Origin of the sequence: Pseudomonas sp. MEJ108 (assembly GCF_030208985.1) — a bacterium.
Lineage (GTDB): Bacteria > Pseudomonadota > Gammaproteobacteria > Pseudomonadales > Pseudomonadaceae > Aquipseudomonas > Aquipseudomonas fragariae.
The window spans coordinates 30,137-46,711 of the sequence record NZ_JARVSW010000066.1 but is presented as its reverse complement, the minus strand read 5'-3'; the positions used below and the strand labels follow the sequence as shown (position 1 = coordinate 46,711).

11 protein-coding genes are annotated in these 16,575 nt (G+C 62.5%); 4 read left to right on the top strand and 7 right to left on the bottom strand.

Annotated elements, in window-relative coordinates; all coding sequences use genetic code 11:
* Positions 1 to 16: 16 nt before the first annotated feature.
* The 4 genes from QRN50_RS23055 to cpaB are packed head-to-tail and all read right to left on the bottom strand — an operon-like array spanning position 17 to position 4,690.
* Positions 17 to 1,273: a TadA family conjugal transfer-associated ATPase gene (locus QRN50_RS23055; protein WP_003313926.1), complete on the bottom strand. Its 1,257-nt coding sequence runs from the start codon at positions 1,271 to 1,273 to the stop codon at positions 17 to 19.
* Positions 1,273 to 2,463, bottom strand: coding sequence for a CpaE/TadZ family protein (locus QRN50_RS23050; protein ID WP_003399727.1), 1,191 nt, complete (start codon positions 2,461 to 2,463; stop codon positions 1,273 to 1,275). The genes QRN50_RS23055 and QRN50_RS23050 overlap by 1 nt, the downstream gene beginning before the upstream one ends.
* Entirely contained in the window at positions 2,460 to 3,710 is a 1,251-nt protein-coding gene (locus QRN50_RS23045) for a type II and III secretion system protein family protein (RefSeq protein ID WP_096127379.1), read from the bottom strand. The genes QRN50_RS23050 and QRN50_RS23045 overlap by 4 nt, the downstream gene beginning before the upstream one ends.
* 20 nt (positions 3,711 to 3,730) lie before the next feature.
* The gene (gene cpaB / locus QRN50_RS23040) at positions 3,731 to 4,690 is read right to left on the bottom strand and encodes a Flp pilus assembly protein CpaB (RefSeq protein WP_096127380.1); all 960 of its coding nucleotides are present in this window, start codon (positions 4,688 to 4,690) and stop codon (positions 3,731 to 3,733) included.
* A gap of 320 nt (positions 4,691 to 5,010) precedes the next feature.
* On the opposite strand from cpaB, the gene QRN50_RS23035 reads away from it, so the two are divergent.
* Both QRN50_RS23035 and QRN50_RS23030 read left to right on the top strand, forming a co-directional pair.
* Positions 5,011 to 5,238, top strand: coding sequence for a Flp family type IVb pilin (locus tag QRN50_RS23035; RefSeq protein ID WP_058398697.1), 228 nt, complete (start codon positions 5,011 to 5,013; stop codon positions 5,236 to 5,238).
* Between the two features lie 41 nt (positions 5,239 to 5,279).
* On the top strand, positions 5,280 to 5,687 hold the full coding sequence (locus QRN50_RS23030) for a response regulator (RefSeq protein ID WP_010427292.1): 408 nt from the start codon (positions 5,280 to 5,282) through the stop codon (positions 5,685 to 5,687).
* Positions 5,688 to 5,795: 108 nt separating this feature from the next.
* Here the strand turns inward: QRN50_RS23030 and pbpC are convergent, their stop codons facing one another.
* Positions 5,796 to 8,144 (bottom strand): peptidoglycan glycosyltransferase PbpC, encoded by a 2,349-nt coding sequence (gene pbpC / locus QRN50_RS23025; RefSeq protein ID WP_285427622.1) that lies wholly within the window; start codon positions 8,142 to 8,144, stop codon positions 5,796 to 5,798.
* A gap of 95 nt (positions 8,145 to 8,239) precedes the next feature.
* Between pbpC and QRN50_RS23020 the strand changes: the two genes are divergently transcribed.
* Entirely contained in the window at positions 8,240 to 8,533 is a 294-nt protein-coding gene (locus QRN50_RS23020; protein WP_003307908.1) for a hypothetical protein, read from the top strand.
* Between the two features lie 501 nt (positions 8,534 to 9,034).
* Here QRN50_RS23020 and QRN50_RS23015 read toward each other — a convergent pair.
* A complete protein-coding gene (locus QRN50_RS23015) occupies positions 9,035 to 13,981 on the bottom strand; it encodes an alpha-2-macroglobulin family protein (RefSeq protein WP_096126874.1) in 4,947 nt (1,648 codons plus the stop codon).
* Between the two features lie 296 nt (positions 13,982 to 14,277).
* Between QRN50_RS23015 and QRN50_RS23010 the strand changes: the two genes are divergently transcribed.
* Positions 14,278 to 15,618 (top strand): MATE family efflux transporter, encoded by a 1,341-nt coding sequence (locus tag QRN50_RS23010; protein ID WP_054092238.1) that lies wholly within the window; start codon positions 14,278 to 14,280, stop codon positions 15,616 to 15,618.
* Here the strand turns inward: QRN50_RS23010 and QRN50_RS23005 are convergent.
* Positions 15,612 to 16,514 carry an alpha/beta hydrolase gene (locus tag QRN50_RS23005; protein ID WP_054092237.1) on the bottom strand — a complete coding sequence of 301 codons (903 nt, stop codon included), beginning with the start codon at positions 16,512 to 16,514 and terminating at the stop codon, positions 15,612 to 15,614. The two genes, QRN50_RS23010 and QRN50_RS23005, sit on opposite strands and share 7 nt — an antisense overlap.
* Positions 16,515 to 16,575 lie beyond the last annotated feature (61 nt).

The following is a 16,575-nucleotide window of genomic DNA, read 5'->3' as shown; positions in this document are numbered from 1 at the left end:
CGACTCCTTGAGCATGTCAGTAGCCAGGCCGCAGCTTGTCGCCAGCAGCGTGGGCCGCTTCGCGCATGAAACCGACCCCGGTGCGGCGATCAACGCGAAACAGGGTATTGGTGACATAGATGTCATCGCGGATGCCGACCACTTCCACCACTTCACTGACACAGCGGCGCCCGTCAGGCAGGCGCGTCAGCTGGATAATCACATCCAGTGCCGCGCAGACCATCTGGCGCAGGGTCTTTTCCGGGATCAGCCGCCCGGTCAGGCCCACCAGCGTTTCCAGACGCAGCAGGGCATCCTGTGCATTGTTGGCGTGCACGGTACTCATCGAGCCGTCGTGGCCGGTGTTCATCGCCGTCAATACGTCCAGCACTTCGACGCCGCGAATCTCACCGAGGATGATGCGGTCCGGGCGCATCCGCAGCGAGTTGCGGATCAGGTCGCTGGCGCGCACCTCGCCATGCCCTTCGGCGTTGGGCGGGCGGGTTTCCAGGCGCACCACATGCGGGTGACTGAGCTGCAGCTCGGCAACGTCCTCGATGGTCACCAGACGCTGATTGCTGTCGATCAACTGGCTCAGCACGTTGAGCATGGTGGTCTTGCCCGTGCCGGTGCCGCCGCTGACCAGAATGTTGCAGCGTTTGCCGACGGCCTCCTGGAAGAACTCGAAAATCGACTGATCGATGGTCTGCATGGCCACCAGGTCGGCGCTCTTGAGCATGTCCTTGCGGAATTTCCGGATCGACAGGCAAGGGCCGTCCAGCGCAATGGGCGGAATGATCGCGTTGACCCGGCTGCCATCGGGCAGGCGTGCGTCGACCATCGGTGAAGACTCGTCCAGGCGGCGCCCGAGTGGTGCCAGGATGCGTTGCATGACGCGCTCGACGTGGTGCGAATCGATAAAGCGCAGGTCGGTGTGGTGCAGCACGCCGTCGCGCTCGACAAACACCTTGCCTGGCCCGTTGACCAGAATTTCCGTCACCGAGGTGTCGCGCAGCAGCACTTCCAGCGGGCCGAAGCCGGTCAGTTCGTCGACCAGTTCTTCAGCGAGGCGCTCCATTTCGTAACGTGAGATGGCCAGCCGCAGCCGTGCGACGTATTCGGCCACCTTGTCGATGACGAACTGCGCCAGGGCCGGTCGTGAGCCTTCGAGCAGGCTTTTGCCGCTTTCTTCCATGCCGTCGATGATGTAACGGTGCAGCACCAGTTTCAGGCCTTGCCCGTCGTCAGGCTTGCCTTGCGTACGCGATGAGACGCCAAACAGTTTCTCCGCCATTACCGGTTCCCCCACAGTCGAGCGAGCCAGCCCTGATCGGCTTTCTCGCGAGCCTCGGTATGCCGTGCCAGATGCTCGCCAAGCCGCCGCAGCCCGGAGCACAGCGCGTCGCGTGACGCCAGTTCGAACAGTGTCACGCCTTGATTCTTGGCGTTGAGGCGCAGCTCCGGCGCAAGCGGCAGTACCGCCAGCACCGGCAGGCCGAAGGTTTTGCTCACGGTTTCGGAATTGGGCGCGACCGAGCGCTGATAACGATCGACCAGCAGGCCGGCGTGCTGCATTTTCATGCCTTTTTCGCGCCAGTTGTTGAGTACCGTCAGGTTGCGTCGACAGCCCAGCACGCTCTGGTCGGTGTACCAGAGCAACTGATCGCAATGGCTGACCAGCGAGCGCAAGGCTTCGCTGTCGGGCTGACCTACCAGGTTCACCACCACATGCTGAAAATGCTGGCGCAGCGCGCTGAGCAGCATATAAAGCTCGGCGGCACTGGACTGTTCCAGATGATCGTCGGCTTCGCTGTAAGCCAGAATGCGCAGGCCGCTTTCGCTGGTGGTGAAAGCACTGTCGATCAGCGTTGCATCGAGCCTGCGCAAGTGGCGCAGGGCGTCACCGAAGCTGAAGGTCGATTCAAGACCGAGCATCAACAGGCTGTCGCCGCGTGGCAGGCCGAGGTCCAGCAGCAGCGTGCGCTGCCCGCTCTTGTGCACGACCATCGCCAGGTGCGTCGCGATCAAGGCCCCGTCGTCATCACTTTGTACGCCATACAGCACCGACAGGCCGCTCATGTTCGGGTTGGGCGTCACGGCGGGCAGGCGCTTGCTCAGGCGTCTGACCAGACCGGCGACCTCACTGGAGCGAGAGCCATAGGCAACGAAGTCCCTGGCTCCGGCGCGCATGGCATTGAGCACCAGCTGGTTATCCATGCCATCGCCGAGCGCAACGATGGCCAGCATCGGCTTTGCTTCCAGCGCACTTTCGATCAGGGCGCTCTGGGTCATCAAATGCTCACGGTCGAGCCCGACGAACACCACGCTGGCGAACGTCACGTCCACCAGCGCGAGCAGGTCGTCGAGGCTGCCGGTACCGGCACTGACCACCTGGCCCAGCGAACCCAGAGCACTTTGCAGCCACTCCAGGTCGGTGTTGTTACGGGTGATTGCCAGAAAGGTCTGGCTCAGGCTCTGGCTCATTTGGATAACCCGTCGCGGCGGTCGAAATCGCCGTTTTCCAGAAAATACAGGCGCGGGAAGCTCGGGTCATAGGTGCGCAGTGCCTCACCCGGCAGCGACGGCAGCCGGGCGTTGGCGGCCAGTGGCTGGACCAGATGCGGAGTGACGATCATCAGCAGTTCGCGCTCGTCGCGCTGGATTTGCGAGCTGCGGAAAAAGGCACCGAGAATCGGGATGTCGCCGAGGCCGGGAAACTTGTCCACCGAACCGCTGTTGCTGGAACTGATCAGGCCGCTGACCACGAAGCTCTCGCCGTCGGCAAGCGCAATGCTGGTGTCGGTACGGCGGATGTTCAGCGCTGGCACGGTGGTCCCGGCGATGGTGATACCGGCCGAGAAATCCAGCTCGCTGACTTCCGGCGCGACCTTCAGCAGAATCCGGTCGCGGCCCACGACAGTCGGGGTCAGGGTCAGGCGCACGCCGAACTCCTTGTACTCGATGGAGATACCGTTGCCTTCACCGTTGGGCACCGGCACCGGGAATTCGCCGCCGGCCAGGAAGCTCGCGCTTTGCCCGTTGAGGGCGACCAGGCTGGGGCGTGCCAGGGTGTAGGCGTAGCCGCTGTTTTCCATGGCGTTGATCATGCCCAGCACCTTGCTGCTGCCACCGCCCCAGACGATATTGAAATTGCTGTTGTTCAGCGGAATGTTTGACCTTGTACCGCTGACGGTGCCTGGCGTGACGTTGACACCCGGCACTGTGCCGGGCGCGCCGAACAGAAAGTTGTTCGAGCCCTTGCCGAATATCGAGGTACTGGCTTCCTTGAGCTTGGTGCGGCTGACTTCGATAAAGCGAATGTCGGTCTGCACCTGGCTGGGTAACTGCGCATCGGCAGACGGCGCGGTGACGCTTTCAACCATGGCGGTCGTCGCCCGGCCACGCACGAAGACCATGCTCTGGCGCGGCGCGCTTGCGCAGGCCGTCCAGACCATCAGACTGGTCGTCCCCTGTGCGACGCCGGTCAACAGAAAACCGTCGGTGCCGTTGACGTGCACGTCGGCGATTTTCGGATCACCCACGGCGATGCGGGTGATGGGTACCGCAGAGCGGACCTCCTGTTGAATGCCCTGGTCGATTTCCACGGCCGCCGGCATCGCGGCAAGGCCGGCACAACTGCCCGAAGCGGCCCACGCGCCTGGCGCGCACAATGTCGCGATGGCTAACGCCAGCAAACGGGGTTTTATAACTGGCACGGAACAACAGCTCATCAAATGCAATCCTTGCTCAATCAGGGAGTTTGTTGCGTGATCTGGTTACCGCGTATGACCTCGACAGCGCGAGACGTACGAGGGGTTGCGCCTGCTGTTGGCGCGCTGGCCGGCCCCAGGCTCAGTTGTCTGAAGCTGACCAGTTGGCGGTTGGCTGAATCGAGTCGCTCGGCAGCGTCAGGGCCGCTGGCTTCGTTGGCCCAGTAATCCTGCAGGTTGCCCTCGTCGGCGCTGCGCACGGCCAGACGCAGGACACCGGTTTGCGACGCCAGCATCAGGCGCGCCACCAGGGCCTGCGGCACCGCGACCGTGACGGTTCGCGCGTTGATTCGCTGCTGCTCCTGTTTGAGGCGTTCGTCAGCGTTGAGGTCCTGCACCGGTTTGCCGTTGCGGTCCGGACCGAGCAGCGCGCCAACGCCGAGAATGCGCAGGGCAGGCACCACGACCTGGCTCGACCGATTCGGATTGCTCACGTCCTCAGGCAGGTAAAGCAGCACATCCACGTAGTCGCCGGGGCTGAGTTGCCCGGAGGCGCCCGTCACTTCATCGACCTGTAACGCCAGGGCCCGCTCGTGTGGCCGAATCATCCGCGCCAGGGTGCCGCCTGTGTCGAAGCTGCTCTCGGTGAGCCAGCTCCCGGCGGTCAGCGTGCGCCAACTGCTGCGCCCGACGATCTTGTCGATGGCTTCAAAGCTGCCGGGTGGGGCGACCTTGAGGCGCTCGATGGTCAGGTCATCGGCCGTGATTGCGGTGTAGGCAGGGATATCCCTGGCCAACACCACGACGTTGTGACGCAGAGCGTCCTCGACGGGAGGAGTCGGCGCAGGCGGGATGGTTTGTTCGGTGGTTACAGGTGGCGCCGATGGTGGGGGTTCAACAGGCACCTCAGTTGGTCTGCCGACAACAATTCCCAGATATCCAGCGATTAACGCACCCAGCAAAAACAGTACAGCGAGCACCATGGTGACACGACTGCTCATGGCAAGTTTCCCTTTGTCATCGCAGGATATTCTCGAACCGGTGCATCAACTTTAAACACAGCAACGGTGAACGGCATAACGGCTTTTAATGACATTAGCGCATTCATTCAAAAGCGCCATTGTGCTTTGGTATATAAGGGTTTTTTACTGACGAGACGCCGTTTGAGTCCTTTGTTTTTTTGGGGAGTGTAGGGACTATAACTTTCCGGTTAATACTTTGTTGCGATTGTGGGTTTATGGATTGCAGACAATGCTGGAGGGGCACACAGTTTCGCATGTGTCATGCATGTTCGCGTCTCGGAGGCGCAAGGAGAAATGAGATGTTCCTGACCAAGATTTATGTAGGCGCTTATACCCGGATCAGTTGTTTTTTGAGGGATCGTGAGGCGGCGTCAGGTATTGAATACGCTTTGGTAGCGGCGATGGTTGCCGTGGCGTTGATTGCTTTTGTTCCAACGATCAGCGCAAGTGTGGGGGCGATTTTCACAAAGATTCAGACTGCCTTGACGGGTACTACGACAGGGGCCTCTACACCTGCTGCGGGGTAGTCTATGATTGCGACATGAGTTCACCCTGTTGAGAGAACCACATGGCTGTCCACCCCATCCGCCAACAACTGCTTCTGGTTGATGACGAAGAGGACGCAAACGAGGAATTGGCAGAACTGCTCGAAGGTGAGGGGTTCTGCTGTTTCACGGCGTCTTCCGTCAAGATGGCCTTGCACCAGTTGACCCTCCATCCGGATATCGCGCTGGTGATCACTGACCTGCGGATGCCGGAGGAAAGCGGCATCCAGCTGATCCGTCACCTGCGCGATCACACCTCACGCCAGCATTTGCCCGTTATCGTCACTTCCGGCCATGCCGACATGGATGACGTCAGCGACCTGCTGCGCCTGCACGTGCTCGACCTGTTTCGCAAGCCGATCTATCACGTGCGTTTGCTGGAAACCCTCAACAACCTGTTTCCCGAGCCGAAGATCTTTCAGGTTCAGTGACGACAGACTCGCGCCCTGCAGCATGCTCACGCTGGAGTATGGGCACGAAGTCAAAGGCCTATCGTTCCTCACGCACAGCGTTGGAATGCCTTTCTTGACGCTCTGCGTTCACTCCACCACGCTGAATTCAACCCGCGCCGTCTGACCGCTTTCGTCCAGCACGCTTAACTGATAACGCCCCGGTTTGCTCAGGGTGGGGGTGAAGTCTTGCCGGGTGTCGGTATCTGCCAGAGGTTTGCCATCGATAAACCACCAGCGGTGGCCGCTGCCGCCGAGCGCCGAGAGCGTGAGGCGTAAAGTCTCACCACTGGCGGCAGGCAGGCGCAGGTTGTCGCCTTCACGTACACCGACAATGCTCAGCGGGGGCGCCAGGGTCAGGTTCTGCGGTGGGCAATCCGGGTCAGCGGGTGGCAGGCGAGCATCGCGTCGCTCTGCTCTGGGCAGCCAGGGCTCCAGAGGCGCAGGCCACAGCGCGATGTCCTGCGCTCGGGCGTCCGGGCAATTGGCCGCGACGCGCAGCCCCTTGGCATTGACCCAGACACGCTCCTGCAAACCCAGCCCGAGCGGTTGGTCGGCCGCTTGCAGGGTGGGTGGCGTGGTGCCGTCCAGCGTCCAGGCGAAGCGTTGGCGCCGGCAATTGGGGGCGCTTTTGCTCATCGGTTGACCCAGTGGCCAGCAGATGGCGGCTACACCGACGTTCAGCGGCACGGGTTGCATCGGTGCGGCGATCCCGCGCTGGCTGTCGCGATTGACCAGTACATCGTGCACCTGAAGCATCAGCGGCGCTGACGAAGCCAGCCCGAACTGCCCTGGCACCGGTGTGCCATCCGGTCGACCGATCCACACACCGACCAGAAAGCGCGGTCCGACGCCAATCGCCCAGGCATCGCGGAAGCCATAGCTGGTGCCGGTTTTCCAGGCCAGTTGCGGGCGCTGTACCAGCTCAGCGCGCGGGTCGATGTCCGGGCGCGACTGACCACTGAGAATGCGGCGAATGATCCACGCAGCGCCCGGTGACATCATGCGCCGTTCACGCAGTCGGTCCTGCGGTTGCAGTCGAACATCGGCACTGCGCCCGCCGCGCGCGAAGGCGCTGTAGCCTGTCACCAAGTCCTCCAACCGAGTGCCTGCGCCGCCAAGAATCAGTGCCAGGCTGGGCTCGGCCAGCGGCGGCAGGGTCAGGGGGACGCCGCCATTGCGCAGTTCGGCGGCGAAGCGCTTCGGCCCGTAGACCTCCAGCAATTGCACGGCAGGCAGGTTGAGGGACATCGACAGCGCCGAACTGGCTGCCACCGGTCCGCCGAAGCCGCTCGAAAAGTTGCCCGGTCGATAGTCGCCATAGCGCCGCGGCACATCCTGCATCAGCGATTCGGAGTGGATCAGCCCGGCGTCCATGGCCATGCCGTACAGGAACGGCTTGAGCGTCGAGCCCGGCGAACGCAAGGCGGTGACCATGTCCACATGGCCGAAACGCTTGGCGTCTTTGATGTCCACCGAGCCCACGTACGCGCGTACGGCCATGTTCTCAGCCTCGACCACCAGAATCGCTGCCGACGTTCGCTCCGGAAGGCGTGCGCGCCAGCCTATCAGCAGGTCCTCCATGCGTCGTTGCAGTGAGGCGTCCAGCGTGGTGCGGATCAGTGGCGGGCTGTTGGGTCGATTCAGGCGTCGGGCCAGCAGCGGCGCCAGGCTCGGTTCCTGTCGCGGCGCCAGCCATAAAGGCTCTTCCAGTGCTTCGTTCACGCTTGCTTGCGGCCACACCTGAAACTCGGCCAGACGTCTCAACACCTTGTCGCGGGCCTGTTGCGCGCGCTGCGGGTGGCGATCAGGACGCAGGCGGCTAGGCGCCTGTGGCAGCACCGCCAGCAATGCCGCCTCGGCGCGGGTCAGGTTTTGCGGCGACTTGCCCAGGTAGGCCCAACTGGCGGCTGCGACCCCTTGCAGCGTGCCGCCGAACGGGGCGCGATTGAGGTATAGACTGAGGATCTGATCCTTGGACAGGTGCCACTCAAGTTGCAGCGTGCGCCACAGCTGGCGAAGCTTGCCGGGTAGCGTACGTGAATGCGGATCGAGCAACCGCGCCACTTGCATCGACAGTGTGCTGCCGCCCGAGACTACACGGGCACCGCTGAGGTTTTGCCAAGTGGCGCGCAACAGCGCCAGCGGGTTCACCCCGGGATGGCTGTAGAACCAGCGGTCTTCGTAGGTCAGCAGTGCTTCGAGGTAGTAGGGCGAGACCTGCTCGCTGCTGACCGGATAGCGCCATACGCCATTGGCATCGGCGAAGCGCCACAGTGGTGTACCGTCCTCGGCCAGCACAACGCGAGCCAGATCGTCCCTGGGCAGTGGCAGCGGCCAGAGTCGGTCAGCCAGCCAGAGGAGGGCGATCAGCAGCACGATTGCGCCCGCCAGCCACTTGAACGTTCGCCGCAGGCGCAGAAGAAATTCAGGTTTCAACGCAAAGAGCCTTTATGATCCACGGAACCTGACACGCATTGCGACAGCCAAAGCGGACAGACCATTTTCTTCACGACCCCAATCAGGACGTACATATGCAGGTAGAAGGCTTTTTTGAATGGCTCGGGCAGGCCATCGGCGCGATCATTCGCTTCTTTGTCGACGGTCTGGCGTGGTTGTTCAACGGGTTTACCCATGCCGGGGGAAATTTTGTCGATGGCTTGTCTCGCACGCTGGGCATGGACACCTCGCTGATCAGCATCATCGCACTGGTCATCGGCCTGATGCTGCTGTACTCGGCGGTTCGCGCCTTCATGCGCGCTTCGATCATCCTTGGCATCATCTGGCTGGCGCTGGGCCTCTGGTTGCTGAGCTGGATCATTCATTGATGCGTTGAAGGCTAACCCGCCGCCATGGCGGGTGAACGGGGCGACGCCTTCGCGAGCAAGCTCGCTCCCACTGGATCTGCGGTGTGTCGGGGCAGTTGTGTATGGTGCCTCGATCGTTTCTGTGGCGCACATCTGAGACACTTTTTACTTTTGTAGGAGCGAACTTGTTCGCGAAGGCTCTGGTACGGGCGATACATCTTCAGCGGATGTACCGGCCCTTTCGCGAACAGGTTCGCTCCTACTGGATCTGCGGTGTGTCGGGGCAGTTGTGTATGGTGCCTCGATCGTTTCTGTGGCGCACATCTGAGACACTTTTTACTTTTGTAGGAGCGAACTTGTTCGCGAAAGCTCTGGTACGGGCGATACATCTTCAGCGGATGTACCGGCCCTGTCGCGAACAATGCGGATCGCCGCCCCGGTCGCTCCTACTGGAGCTGTGGTGTGTCGGGCCATTTGCGAGCGAGCTTGCCCTAACTGTCACGCATTCCAGTCAGTAATCGATCATTTCCCCTTCACCACCATCTGCGCTGGCGCTTCGCCCAGGGCTTGCCAGTTCGGGCGGTACATGGATTCGACCTGCGGCGGCGGTACGCGGTAGGTGCCCGGGGTGACGGCTCGCGCCAGGTAGAGCAGGTGCACGGTGCTGCTGCCGTCGATGTCCAGGGCTGCCACGTAACGATCGCCGCGATATTCCTGATGCTTGATCCCGGCGTTTTCCATCGACTCACGGATGGTTTTCACCTCCTCGCTGGCGTCTTCCAGACTCGCCGCGCTTTGCGCCAGGTTCTGGTTTTCCAGCTCCAGGCCCGCAGGCAGCAGGTCTACCACCAGCGCGTCCGGCACGCGCTGTTTGGCACCGATCTCCAGGTGCACCAGCACCAGTTGCCCGGTTTTCAAGGCGCCAATGTTCAGTGGTGCGCCGCTCAGGTTCAGGTACTCGCGGCGAATGCTCAGGTTTTCGCCACCCGCCGCAGGCGCCTGGGTGGGATAACCGGAGACGGTCAGTTGCTGGTAAAGCGCTTCGCTGCTCTGGTTGTGTACCGAAAGCGGCGAGGCCAGCAGCGAACCGTCCAGCTTGAGACCCGGCTGTTTGTTGCTCAGCTCGCGGGTTTGAGTGCCGCTGGCGATGCTGGCGGTCCAGTCCTTTTCCGCTTTGCCCAGCAGGTTGCGGCCAGCCATGAACAGTGCATTGCTTTCCTGCGTGGACAGGTAACGATTGGCGGCCACCTCATCGGCCAAGGCGAACAGGCGCTCATCACGCTTGTCTTTGGCGAGGTCGTTTTCTTCCAGCAGTGCCAGTATCAACGCCTGATCACGCAGTGAACTGCCGTAGTCAGCCAGCCATTCATTCTTGCGGCTGGCGGCCAGACCCGCCAGCAGGGCCTGGTCGGCGCGGGGTTTGTCGCCCATTTTCTCCAGCGCGACTGCCAGTTGCACCAGCGGCAGGCCGGAGCGCGCATCACTGCGGCGGTCGAACAGGCTGCGCAAGGCCGCGAGCGGTGCCTGCTGACTGCGTGACAGCACCAGCCCGGCATAGGCTTGCACAGCGAGGCGCGTATGTTCGGCGTTCTGGCTGTAATTGACCTGAATCTGGCCGGCATCCTGCAGATAACGCAGCAGGCGCTCGCTGGCTTTCTTCAGCGCATCCGGCGGCACGGCAAAGCCCTGATCGCGGGCGCGCAGCAGGAAGTCGGTGACATAGGCCGTCAGCCAGTATTCCTCGTCGCTGTCCGAGCCCCACAGGCCAAAACTGCCGTTGTAACGTTGCATGCCCAGCAGTCGCTCGATGCCGATCTCGACCTTGCGCTTGCGTTCGGCATCCGTTTCACCGGTCAGGCCCAGGCGCTTGAGGGTTGCGGCATCGGCATACAGCGACGGGTACAGGCCGCTGGCGGTCTGTTCCAGGCAGCCGTAAGGATAGGCTTTCAGTGCGCGAATCTGTTCGCCGAGGTTCAAGGGCGGAAGGCTCGACAACGACAGCAGCGCCTCACGACCGGCCGGTTCGAATGCTTCCAGCGCGCCCTCCGGCAGGCTCCAGGGCTGATCATTGAGGGTGGCGCGATAATGCTTGAGCATCGCCGGGTAGGCAGGACGCACACCGACGGTCCATTCGCGGGTGAAGGCCGGCAGGTTTTCGCCCGGCAGGTCCAGACCTTCGACCAGTACCTTGATCTTGCCCTGACCCAGGCCGCCCTGCGCCAGCACCGGAATCTTCAGGGTGACGCGCTGGCCGTCCTTGAGCTGCAAGGGCTTGCTCTGCTCGCCGCCCGGAAGGCTCAACTGGCCCTCAGCGCTGATGTTCACGTCCAGCTTCTGCGCCTTGCCCGACAGGTTGGAGACGTCCAGCGCCACGCTGGTCTGGTCACCACCGGCGAGAAAGCGCGGCGTCGACAGTTCGGCGATGATCGGCGCGGCAACCACGGTTTTCGCCTCGGCCATACCATAGCGGTCTTCGGTCCAGGCTTGAGCCATGACGCGCAGCTCGCCGTTGAAGTCCGGGATATCGACGCTGACTTCACCTTCACCGGCGTCATTGAGCGTCACCGGCGCACTTTGCAGCGCCACGATGGTGACGCTGGTGTCCGGACGTTTGCCGCCCTTCGCCAGTGCATCGCCACCGAACGCCATGCTTGCCAGGCGCCCCTGACCGGCTTCGATCAACTGACCGTAGATGTCCAGTTGGTCTGCGCCGTACTGCTTGCGGCCAAACAGGCTGGCAAACGGATCGGGCGTCGCGTAGCTGGTGATATTGAGGATGCCGACGTCCACCGCCGACACCAGCACATGGACCTGTTTGGGTACGCTGCCGTCAGCATTTTTGGCGGCGACCTTGAGGGTCAGCGGTTGTCTGGGGCGCATTTTCTCCGGCGCGGTGAGCGTCAGCGCCAGCTTGCGCTGCGCCCGGTCCAGCGGCAGGTGCAGCACACCCACGGCGCGCTTGGGTGTGACATTGGCCTTGCGTTCACCGGGGCGTATCACCAGAGCGGTGACGTACAGGTCGTGGCGCGCCCATTTTTTGTCCAGCGGGATGTCATACGATTTGCCTTCGGCAGGCACGTCGATTTCCTGCCACCACAGCGGGCCTTCACTGGACTCGATCAGCAGATAACCCTTGCCCGCAGCCGGCGGGGTGACAGTGACTTTAGCGGTGTCGCCATCGTTGTAGGCCGGCTTGTCCAGCGCCAGCTTGACCTGATCCGGCCTGACCGCGCCGCCGTCAGTGTTGTCCTGCCAGCGATAACCGGCCCAGAAGCGCAGGCTGCTGACCATTCCGGTGGACGGGTCTTCCACCTCGACACGGTAAGGACCCCATTCGACCGGGAAGCTGACCCTGGCGGTGGCGTCCTTGGTGATGCTGACGGTCTCTTCGTTCAGGTTGAGGAATTTCTCATTGAAGTGGTAACTCCAGCCGTCGTCGGCCGAGTAGTTCCAGTAGTAATCGCGACGCTCGCGGATCAGCCGGACTTTCACGTTGTCAGCCGCCAGCTTGTTGCCCGCCGCGTCGGCCATGACGATTTCAAAATCGGCCGGGCCGTCGCCATTGGTCTGCGCTTCGCCCTTGGCTTCGTCGTCGTAGTCGTCATTGCCTGCGCTGCTGCCGAACAGGGCACGCACGCCGGGCAGCTGTTCGGCCGGCCAGATGGGCTGCACCAGACGACGGGTGATCGGCCGCCCGCCGGACTCTTGCAGGCTGGCTTGCAGAATCAGTTGCAGCGGCGATTTGGCCTGCGCCCACTCGCTCTGTACGGCGAGCGTTGAATGACCTTCGGCATCGAGGGTGACGGGTTCAAGCTCCAGATCATGCTTGAGGTCTTCCTCGGTGATCGAGCCGAACTGATAGCCCGGCAGCTTCGGCACCGCCTCGCGCAGCGGGCGGACATAGACCTGGCCGGTCAGCGTATTGCCCGAAGCCGGGGCGCCGTACAGGTAGCGGCCAGTGATATCGAATTGCGGGTTGTCAGCAGGCGCCACCGGCGTGTCGCTGCCCTTGAGCTCCAGCGCCAGACGCTCAGGCAGGAAGTCCTCGACCTTGAACTCGTAGAGCTGCGGTTTGCCGTCGCCCAGGTCGAACACCAGTTGCCAGCGTCCGGTGGGGGCCTCGTCGGCAAGCGGCAATTGATACTGGTAGAAACCGTTGCTGTCGGCTTCCCAGACGAATTTGCGGCTGACCTGATCATCGGGACGGCGCACTTCGACGGTGATGGGCTGCGGCTTGACGGTGTTGCCGTCGCTGTCGCGCAGCAGGCCGTTGAGCAGCACGGTTTCGCCGGGGCGATACAGGTCGCGCGGGCCGAAGATGAAGAATTGCAGGGGGTGAGCCTGCGGGCCGGAGATATCGAATTCGGCCAGGTCCAGCGCCGAGCTGTTGAGGCGCAGCATGCTGGTCTGTTCGTCCTTGTGCGCCAGTACCACGGCAGCCTTGGCCGGCAATGGCAGTTGCGCGTGGCCGTCGCTGTCGGTCTTGCCCTGGGCGACGACCTTGCCGTTGTCGTCATACACATCGACGCTGATATCACTCAGCGCCTTGCCACCCTCGAGCGCTTGCGTGAAGACGTCCAGACGGTTGCTGTAACGGTGCACCGACAGGCCGATGTCACTGAGCGTCAACAGGGTTGCTGGCTGCGAGTAGCTGTAGGTGCCCGAGGCGCGCATCACCGCCAGATAAACGCCTGGCTGTTGCAGGGGCTTGATACCGGCAATCGGCAGCAACAGGGTTTCGCGGGTGTTGCGCGCGGGCTTAAGGTCGAAGCGGCCGCTGTAGACCAGTTCGGCCATGGGCAGCAGTTCTTCGGAACTGTAGCTGGACAGGCTCGACGCGCCGTCCCACTGGGCGAGGAAGTTCGGCATCGAATCGGGTTTGATGCGGAAGAACTCGACATCCACCTTGTCGACGTTCAGCGCGATCACCGGCATGCCCTCGGCCAGACGGGTCGGCAGCAGGCTGCCACGGCTGGCGAAACCGACAGAGGGCTGCAGGTCGCGGGTTTCCAGGCGGCTGATGTATTCGGCGGCGAGTTTGGCCTTGTTGACGGCCAGCAACCCGGCATCGACGGTCAGGACCAGTTTGCGCTGCGGCTCCAGGTGGCGCAGGCGCAATTCCATGAGGTTATCCGACAGTTCCCAGGCACCGTCGACCTTGCCGCTCTTGCTGTCCACCAAGTGAAGTTTTTCGTCGAATTTCTGCTCGGGGTCGAGCGGTACCGAGAAGCTTACCGACAGCGTGCTTGCGCCGTCGACCTGGATTTCCGAGACATCGATGACCGTCAGTTCACGGCCTGTGTAGCGCTTGCTCAGCGCGGCGAGGTCGACTGCGGGTTTGGGCTTCGTGTCGGTGACCGTTGCCTGGGTCGTGGGTGCCGCGGCGGGCGCGGGTTTATCCGTGGAAGAAGAATCACAGGCGCTCAGCAGCGCAAGCGCGCAAGCCAGAAACAATCCTTTGTTTAGCATGGGGGCACTCATCGGCAACGGTAGAGAGGATGCGACTATATAACAGTCGTGATGACAAGTATTACTGTCAGATTGACCAGTAAGGTCATCTATCGAACGGACTGACTATCGTGCCTATGCTCCGCGTTGGCATGCAGTGGGTGACGCAGAGCGTCACGAAATGCATTCCCAGGCTGGAGCGTGCGCAACGATAACGCCGCAGCTTTCGAGGCATGAGTACCCTTTCCGGACGTATCGAAACGCTGGGACACCCCGCGTTTGATCTGGCTACAATGCCCGCCTTGCCGGGAGTTCTCATGTCTACGTTGCTCACTGACTGGCGTCATCGCTCAACCCATCGTCGTGTCTGGGCGCTGGCGACGCCGATGATTCTGTCGAATATTTCCGTGCCGCTGGTGGCGCTGGTCGACAGTGCGGTGATCGGTCATTTGCCCCACGCCCATCAGCTGGGCGCCGTGGCGGTGGGCGCGACGCTGTATACCTTTCTCGCCTGGGCCATGGGCTTTCTGCGCATGGGCACCACCGGGTTTGCCGCGCAGGCGGCAGGGCGCAGTGACAGCGCTGCGTTGCGGCGGATTCTGTTGCAGGGGCTGCTGCTGGCTGTCGGGCTGGCGTTGTTGCTGGGTGTGATCGCCTTGCCGTTCAGCCATCTGGCGCTGACGATGATGCAGCCGTCTGCCGATCTGCAGCAAATGACCCTGGATTTCTTCCATACCCGACTGTTCGGCCTGCCTGCGGCGCTGGCCAGTTATGCGCTGGTCGGCTGGTTTCTGGGTGCGCAGAACGCTCGGGCGCCACTGGCGATTCTGCTGGTGACCAATGCCGTCAACATCGTGCTCAATCTGTGGTTCGTCATGGGGCTGGACTGGGGCGTGGTCGGCTCGGCGCGTGCTTCGGTACTCGCGGAGTGGACCGGCGTGGTGCTCGGTCTGCTGCTGGCACGCAACACCTTGCGCGCCTGGCCGGGCCGGATTGTCTGGTCGGCCTTGCGGCTGTGGAGCAACTGGCGGCCCTTACTGGCCGTCAACCGGGACATCTTTCTGCGCACGCTGGCGCTGCAATCGGTGATGTTCCTGATCACCGTGCAGGGCGCTCGCCTGGGGGATGCGACGGTTGCCGCCAATGCCTTGCTGCTCAATGGCCTGCTGTTGACTGCCCATGCCCTGGATGGGCTGGCGCATGCGGTCGAAGCGCTGTGCGGGCATGCCATCGGCGCACGGGACCGGGATACGTTGCGACGCTCTCTGGTGGTCGCGGGGGGCTGGTCACTGATTTCCAGCGTAGTGTTTGCGCTGTTCTTTCTGGTGGCCGGGCAGGGCTTCGTCAGCCTGCAGACCGATATTCCGGAAGTGCGCGCCACCGCGATGACGTATCTGCCGTATCTGGCGCTGATGCCATTGTTGGCCGTGTGGAGCTACCTGCTGGACGGCCTGTTCATCGGTGCCACCCGTGCGCGGGAAATGCGTAACGCGATGCTGTTCAGCGCAGCGGGCATCGCGCCATTGGCTTATCTGGCTTCCAGCCACGGCAACCACGCCTTATGGCTGACGTTCCTGGCTTTTACCCTGTTGCGCGGCCTGAGCCTGGGGACCATTGCCTGGCGGCTGACACGCAGGGACGGCTGGTTCGTTCACTGAGCCTTTGGCCCGGTTGCGTTCTTTTCGGATGCCGTTTGCGGCGTGTGCCTGACGAACATGTCCACCTCATCGACCACAGGGGCCAGACCGCTCAGCAATCTGGCGAATGCGCCGACCAGCGTGCCGTGATTGGTGCGTGAGAAATACAGGTCGCGCACCGGCACGCCGGCTTCACGCAACGCCCTGGCCAGGCCACCGGTGTTGCGCTTGGGGTTGACCAGCGAGTCGGTGTGCGAGGCCATCAGCAGTGCCGGTGGCGCGCTGGACGTGACGTGATTGATGGGTTGCGAATCCAGCGGGGAATTGGGGAAGAAGAACACTGGCTTCACGTCCGGGTTCTCGATGGGCAGGAAGTCATAAGGCCCTGCCAGCCCGATCCAGCCGCTGAGGATGGAGGGCGACAAGCCTTCGCGCGCCAGCCAGCGCGGGTCGAGCGCGAGCATTGCGGCGTTGTAGGCCCCGGCGCTGTGGCCCATCACGTACAGGCGGCTCGGGTCGCCCCCGTAGGTGTTTGCATGTTTGTGTGCCCAGGCCAGCGCCTTGGCCGAGTCTTCCAGAAAGCTTGGGTAATGTACCTGTGGATACAGCCTGTAGTCGGCGATAACCACCACCATGCCTCGTGCGGCCAGCGCTTCGCCGACGAACGCGTAATCAGCCTTCGAACCGCTGTTCCAGCTGCCGCCGTAGAAAAACACCACGACCGGTGCCTTGGCCGGTTTCGCCTTGGGCGTGTAGACATCCAGCGTATTGCGTGGATCCGGCCCGTACGCCAGGTTGTAGACATGATCGACAGGGCCGCTCGGGTTCAACGTATTGAGCAGCTTCAAAGGCGAGCAACCGGACAGCGCTGCCAGTACGGCGCCGGTCATCAGTGTCAGGAAAATCACTCGGATCATAGCGGAGAGGCTCTGGAAGGTAAGTCGGATATGCCTGAGACCGTCACGCTTCGTCCCAGTG

Excerpts from the sequence above, each read along its gene's own strand:
- QRN50_RS23055 (WP_003313926.1), bottom strand. The coding sequence starts at position 1,273 with ATGGCGGAGAAACTGTTTGGCGTCTCATCGCGTACGCAAGGCAAGCCT.
- QRN50_RS23050 (WP_003399727.1), bottom strand. The coding sequence starts at position 2,463 with ATGAGCCAGAGCCTGAGCCAGACCTTTCTGGCAATCACCCGTAACAAC.
- QRN50_RS23045 (WP_096127379.1), bottom strand. The coding sequence starts at position 3,710 with ATGAGCTGTTGTTCCGTGCCAGTTATAAAACCCCGTTTGCTGGCGTTA.
- cpaB (WP_096127380.1), bottom strand. The coding sequence starts at position 4,690 with ATGAGCAGTCGTGTCACCATGGTGCTCGCTGTACTGTTTTTGCTGGGT.
- QRN50_RS23035 (WP_058398697.1), top strand. The coding sequence starts at position 5,011 with ATGTTCCTGACCAAGATTTATGTAGGCGCTTATACCCGGATCAGTTGT.
- QRN50_RS23030 (WP_010427292.1), top strand. The coding sequence starts at position 5,280 with ATGGCTGTCCACCCCATCCGCCAACAACTGCTTCTGGTTGATGACGAA.
- QRN50_RS23020 (WP_003307908.1), top strand. The coding sequence starts at position 8,240 with ATGCAGGTAGAAGGCTTTTTTGAATGGCTCGGGCAGGCCATCGGCGCG.
- QRN50_RS23015 (WP_096126874.1), bottom strand. The coding sequence starts at position 13,981 with ATGCTAAACAAAGGATTGTTTCTGGCTTGCGCGCTTGCGCTGCTGAGC.
- QRN50_RS23010 (WP_054092238.1), top strand. The coding sequence starts at position 14,278 with ATGTCTACGTTGCTCACTGACTGGCGTCATCGCTCAACCCATCGTCGT.
- QRN50_RS23005 (WP_054092237.1), bottom strand. The coding sequence starts at position 16,514 with ATGATCCGAGTGATTTTCCTGACACTGATGACCGGCGCCGTACTGGCA.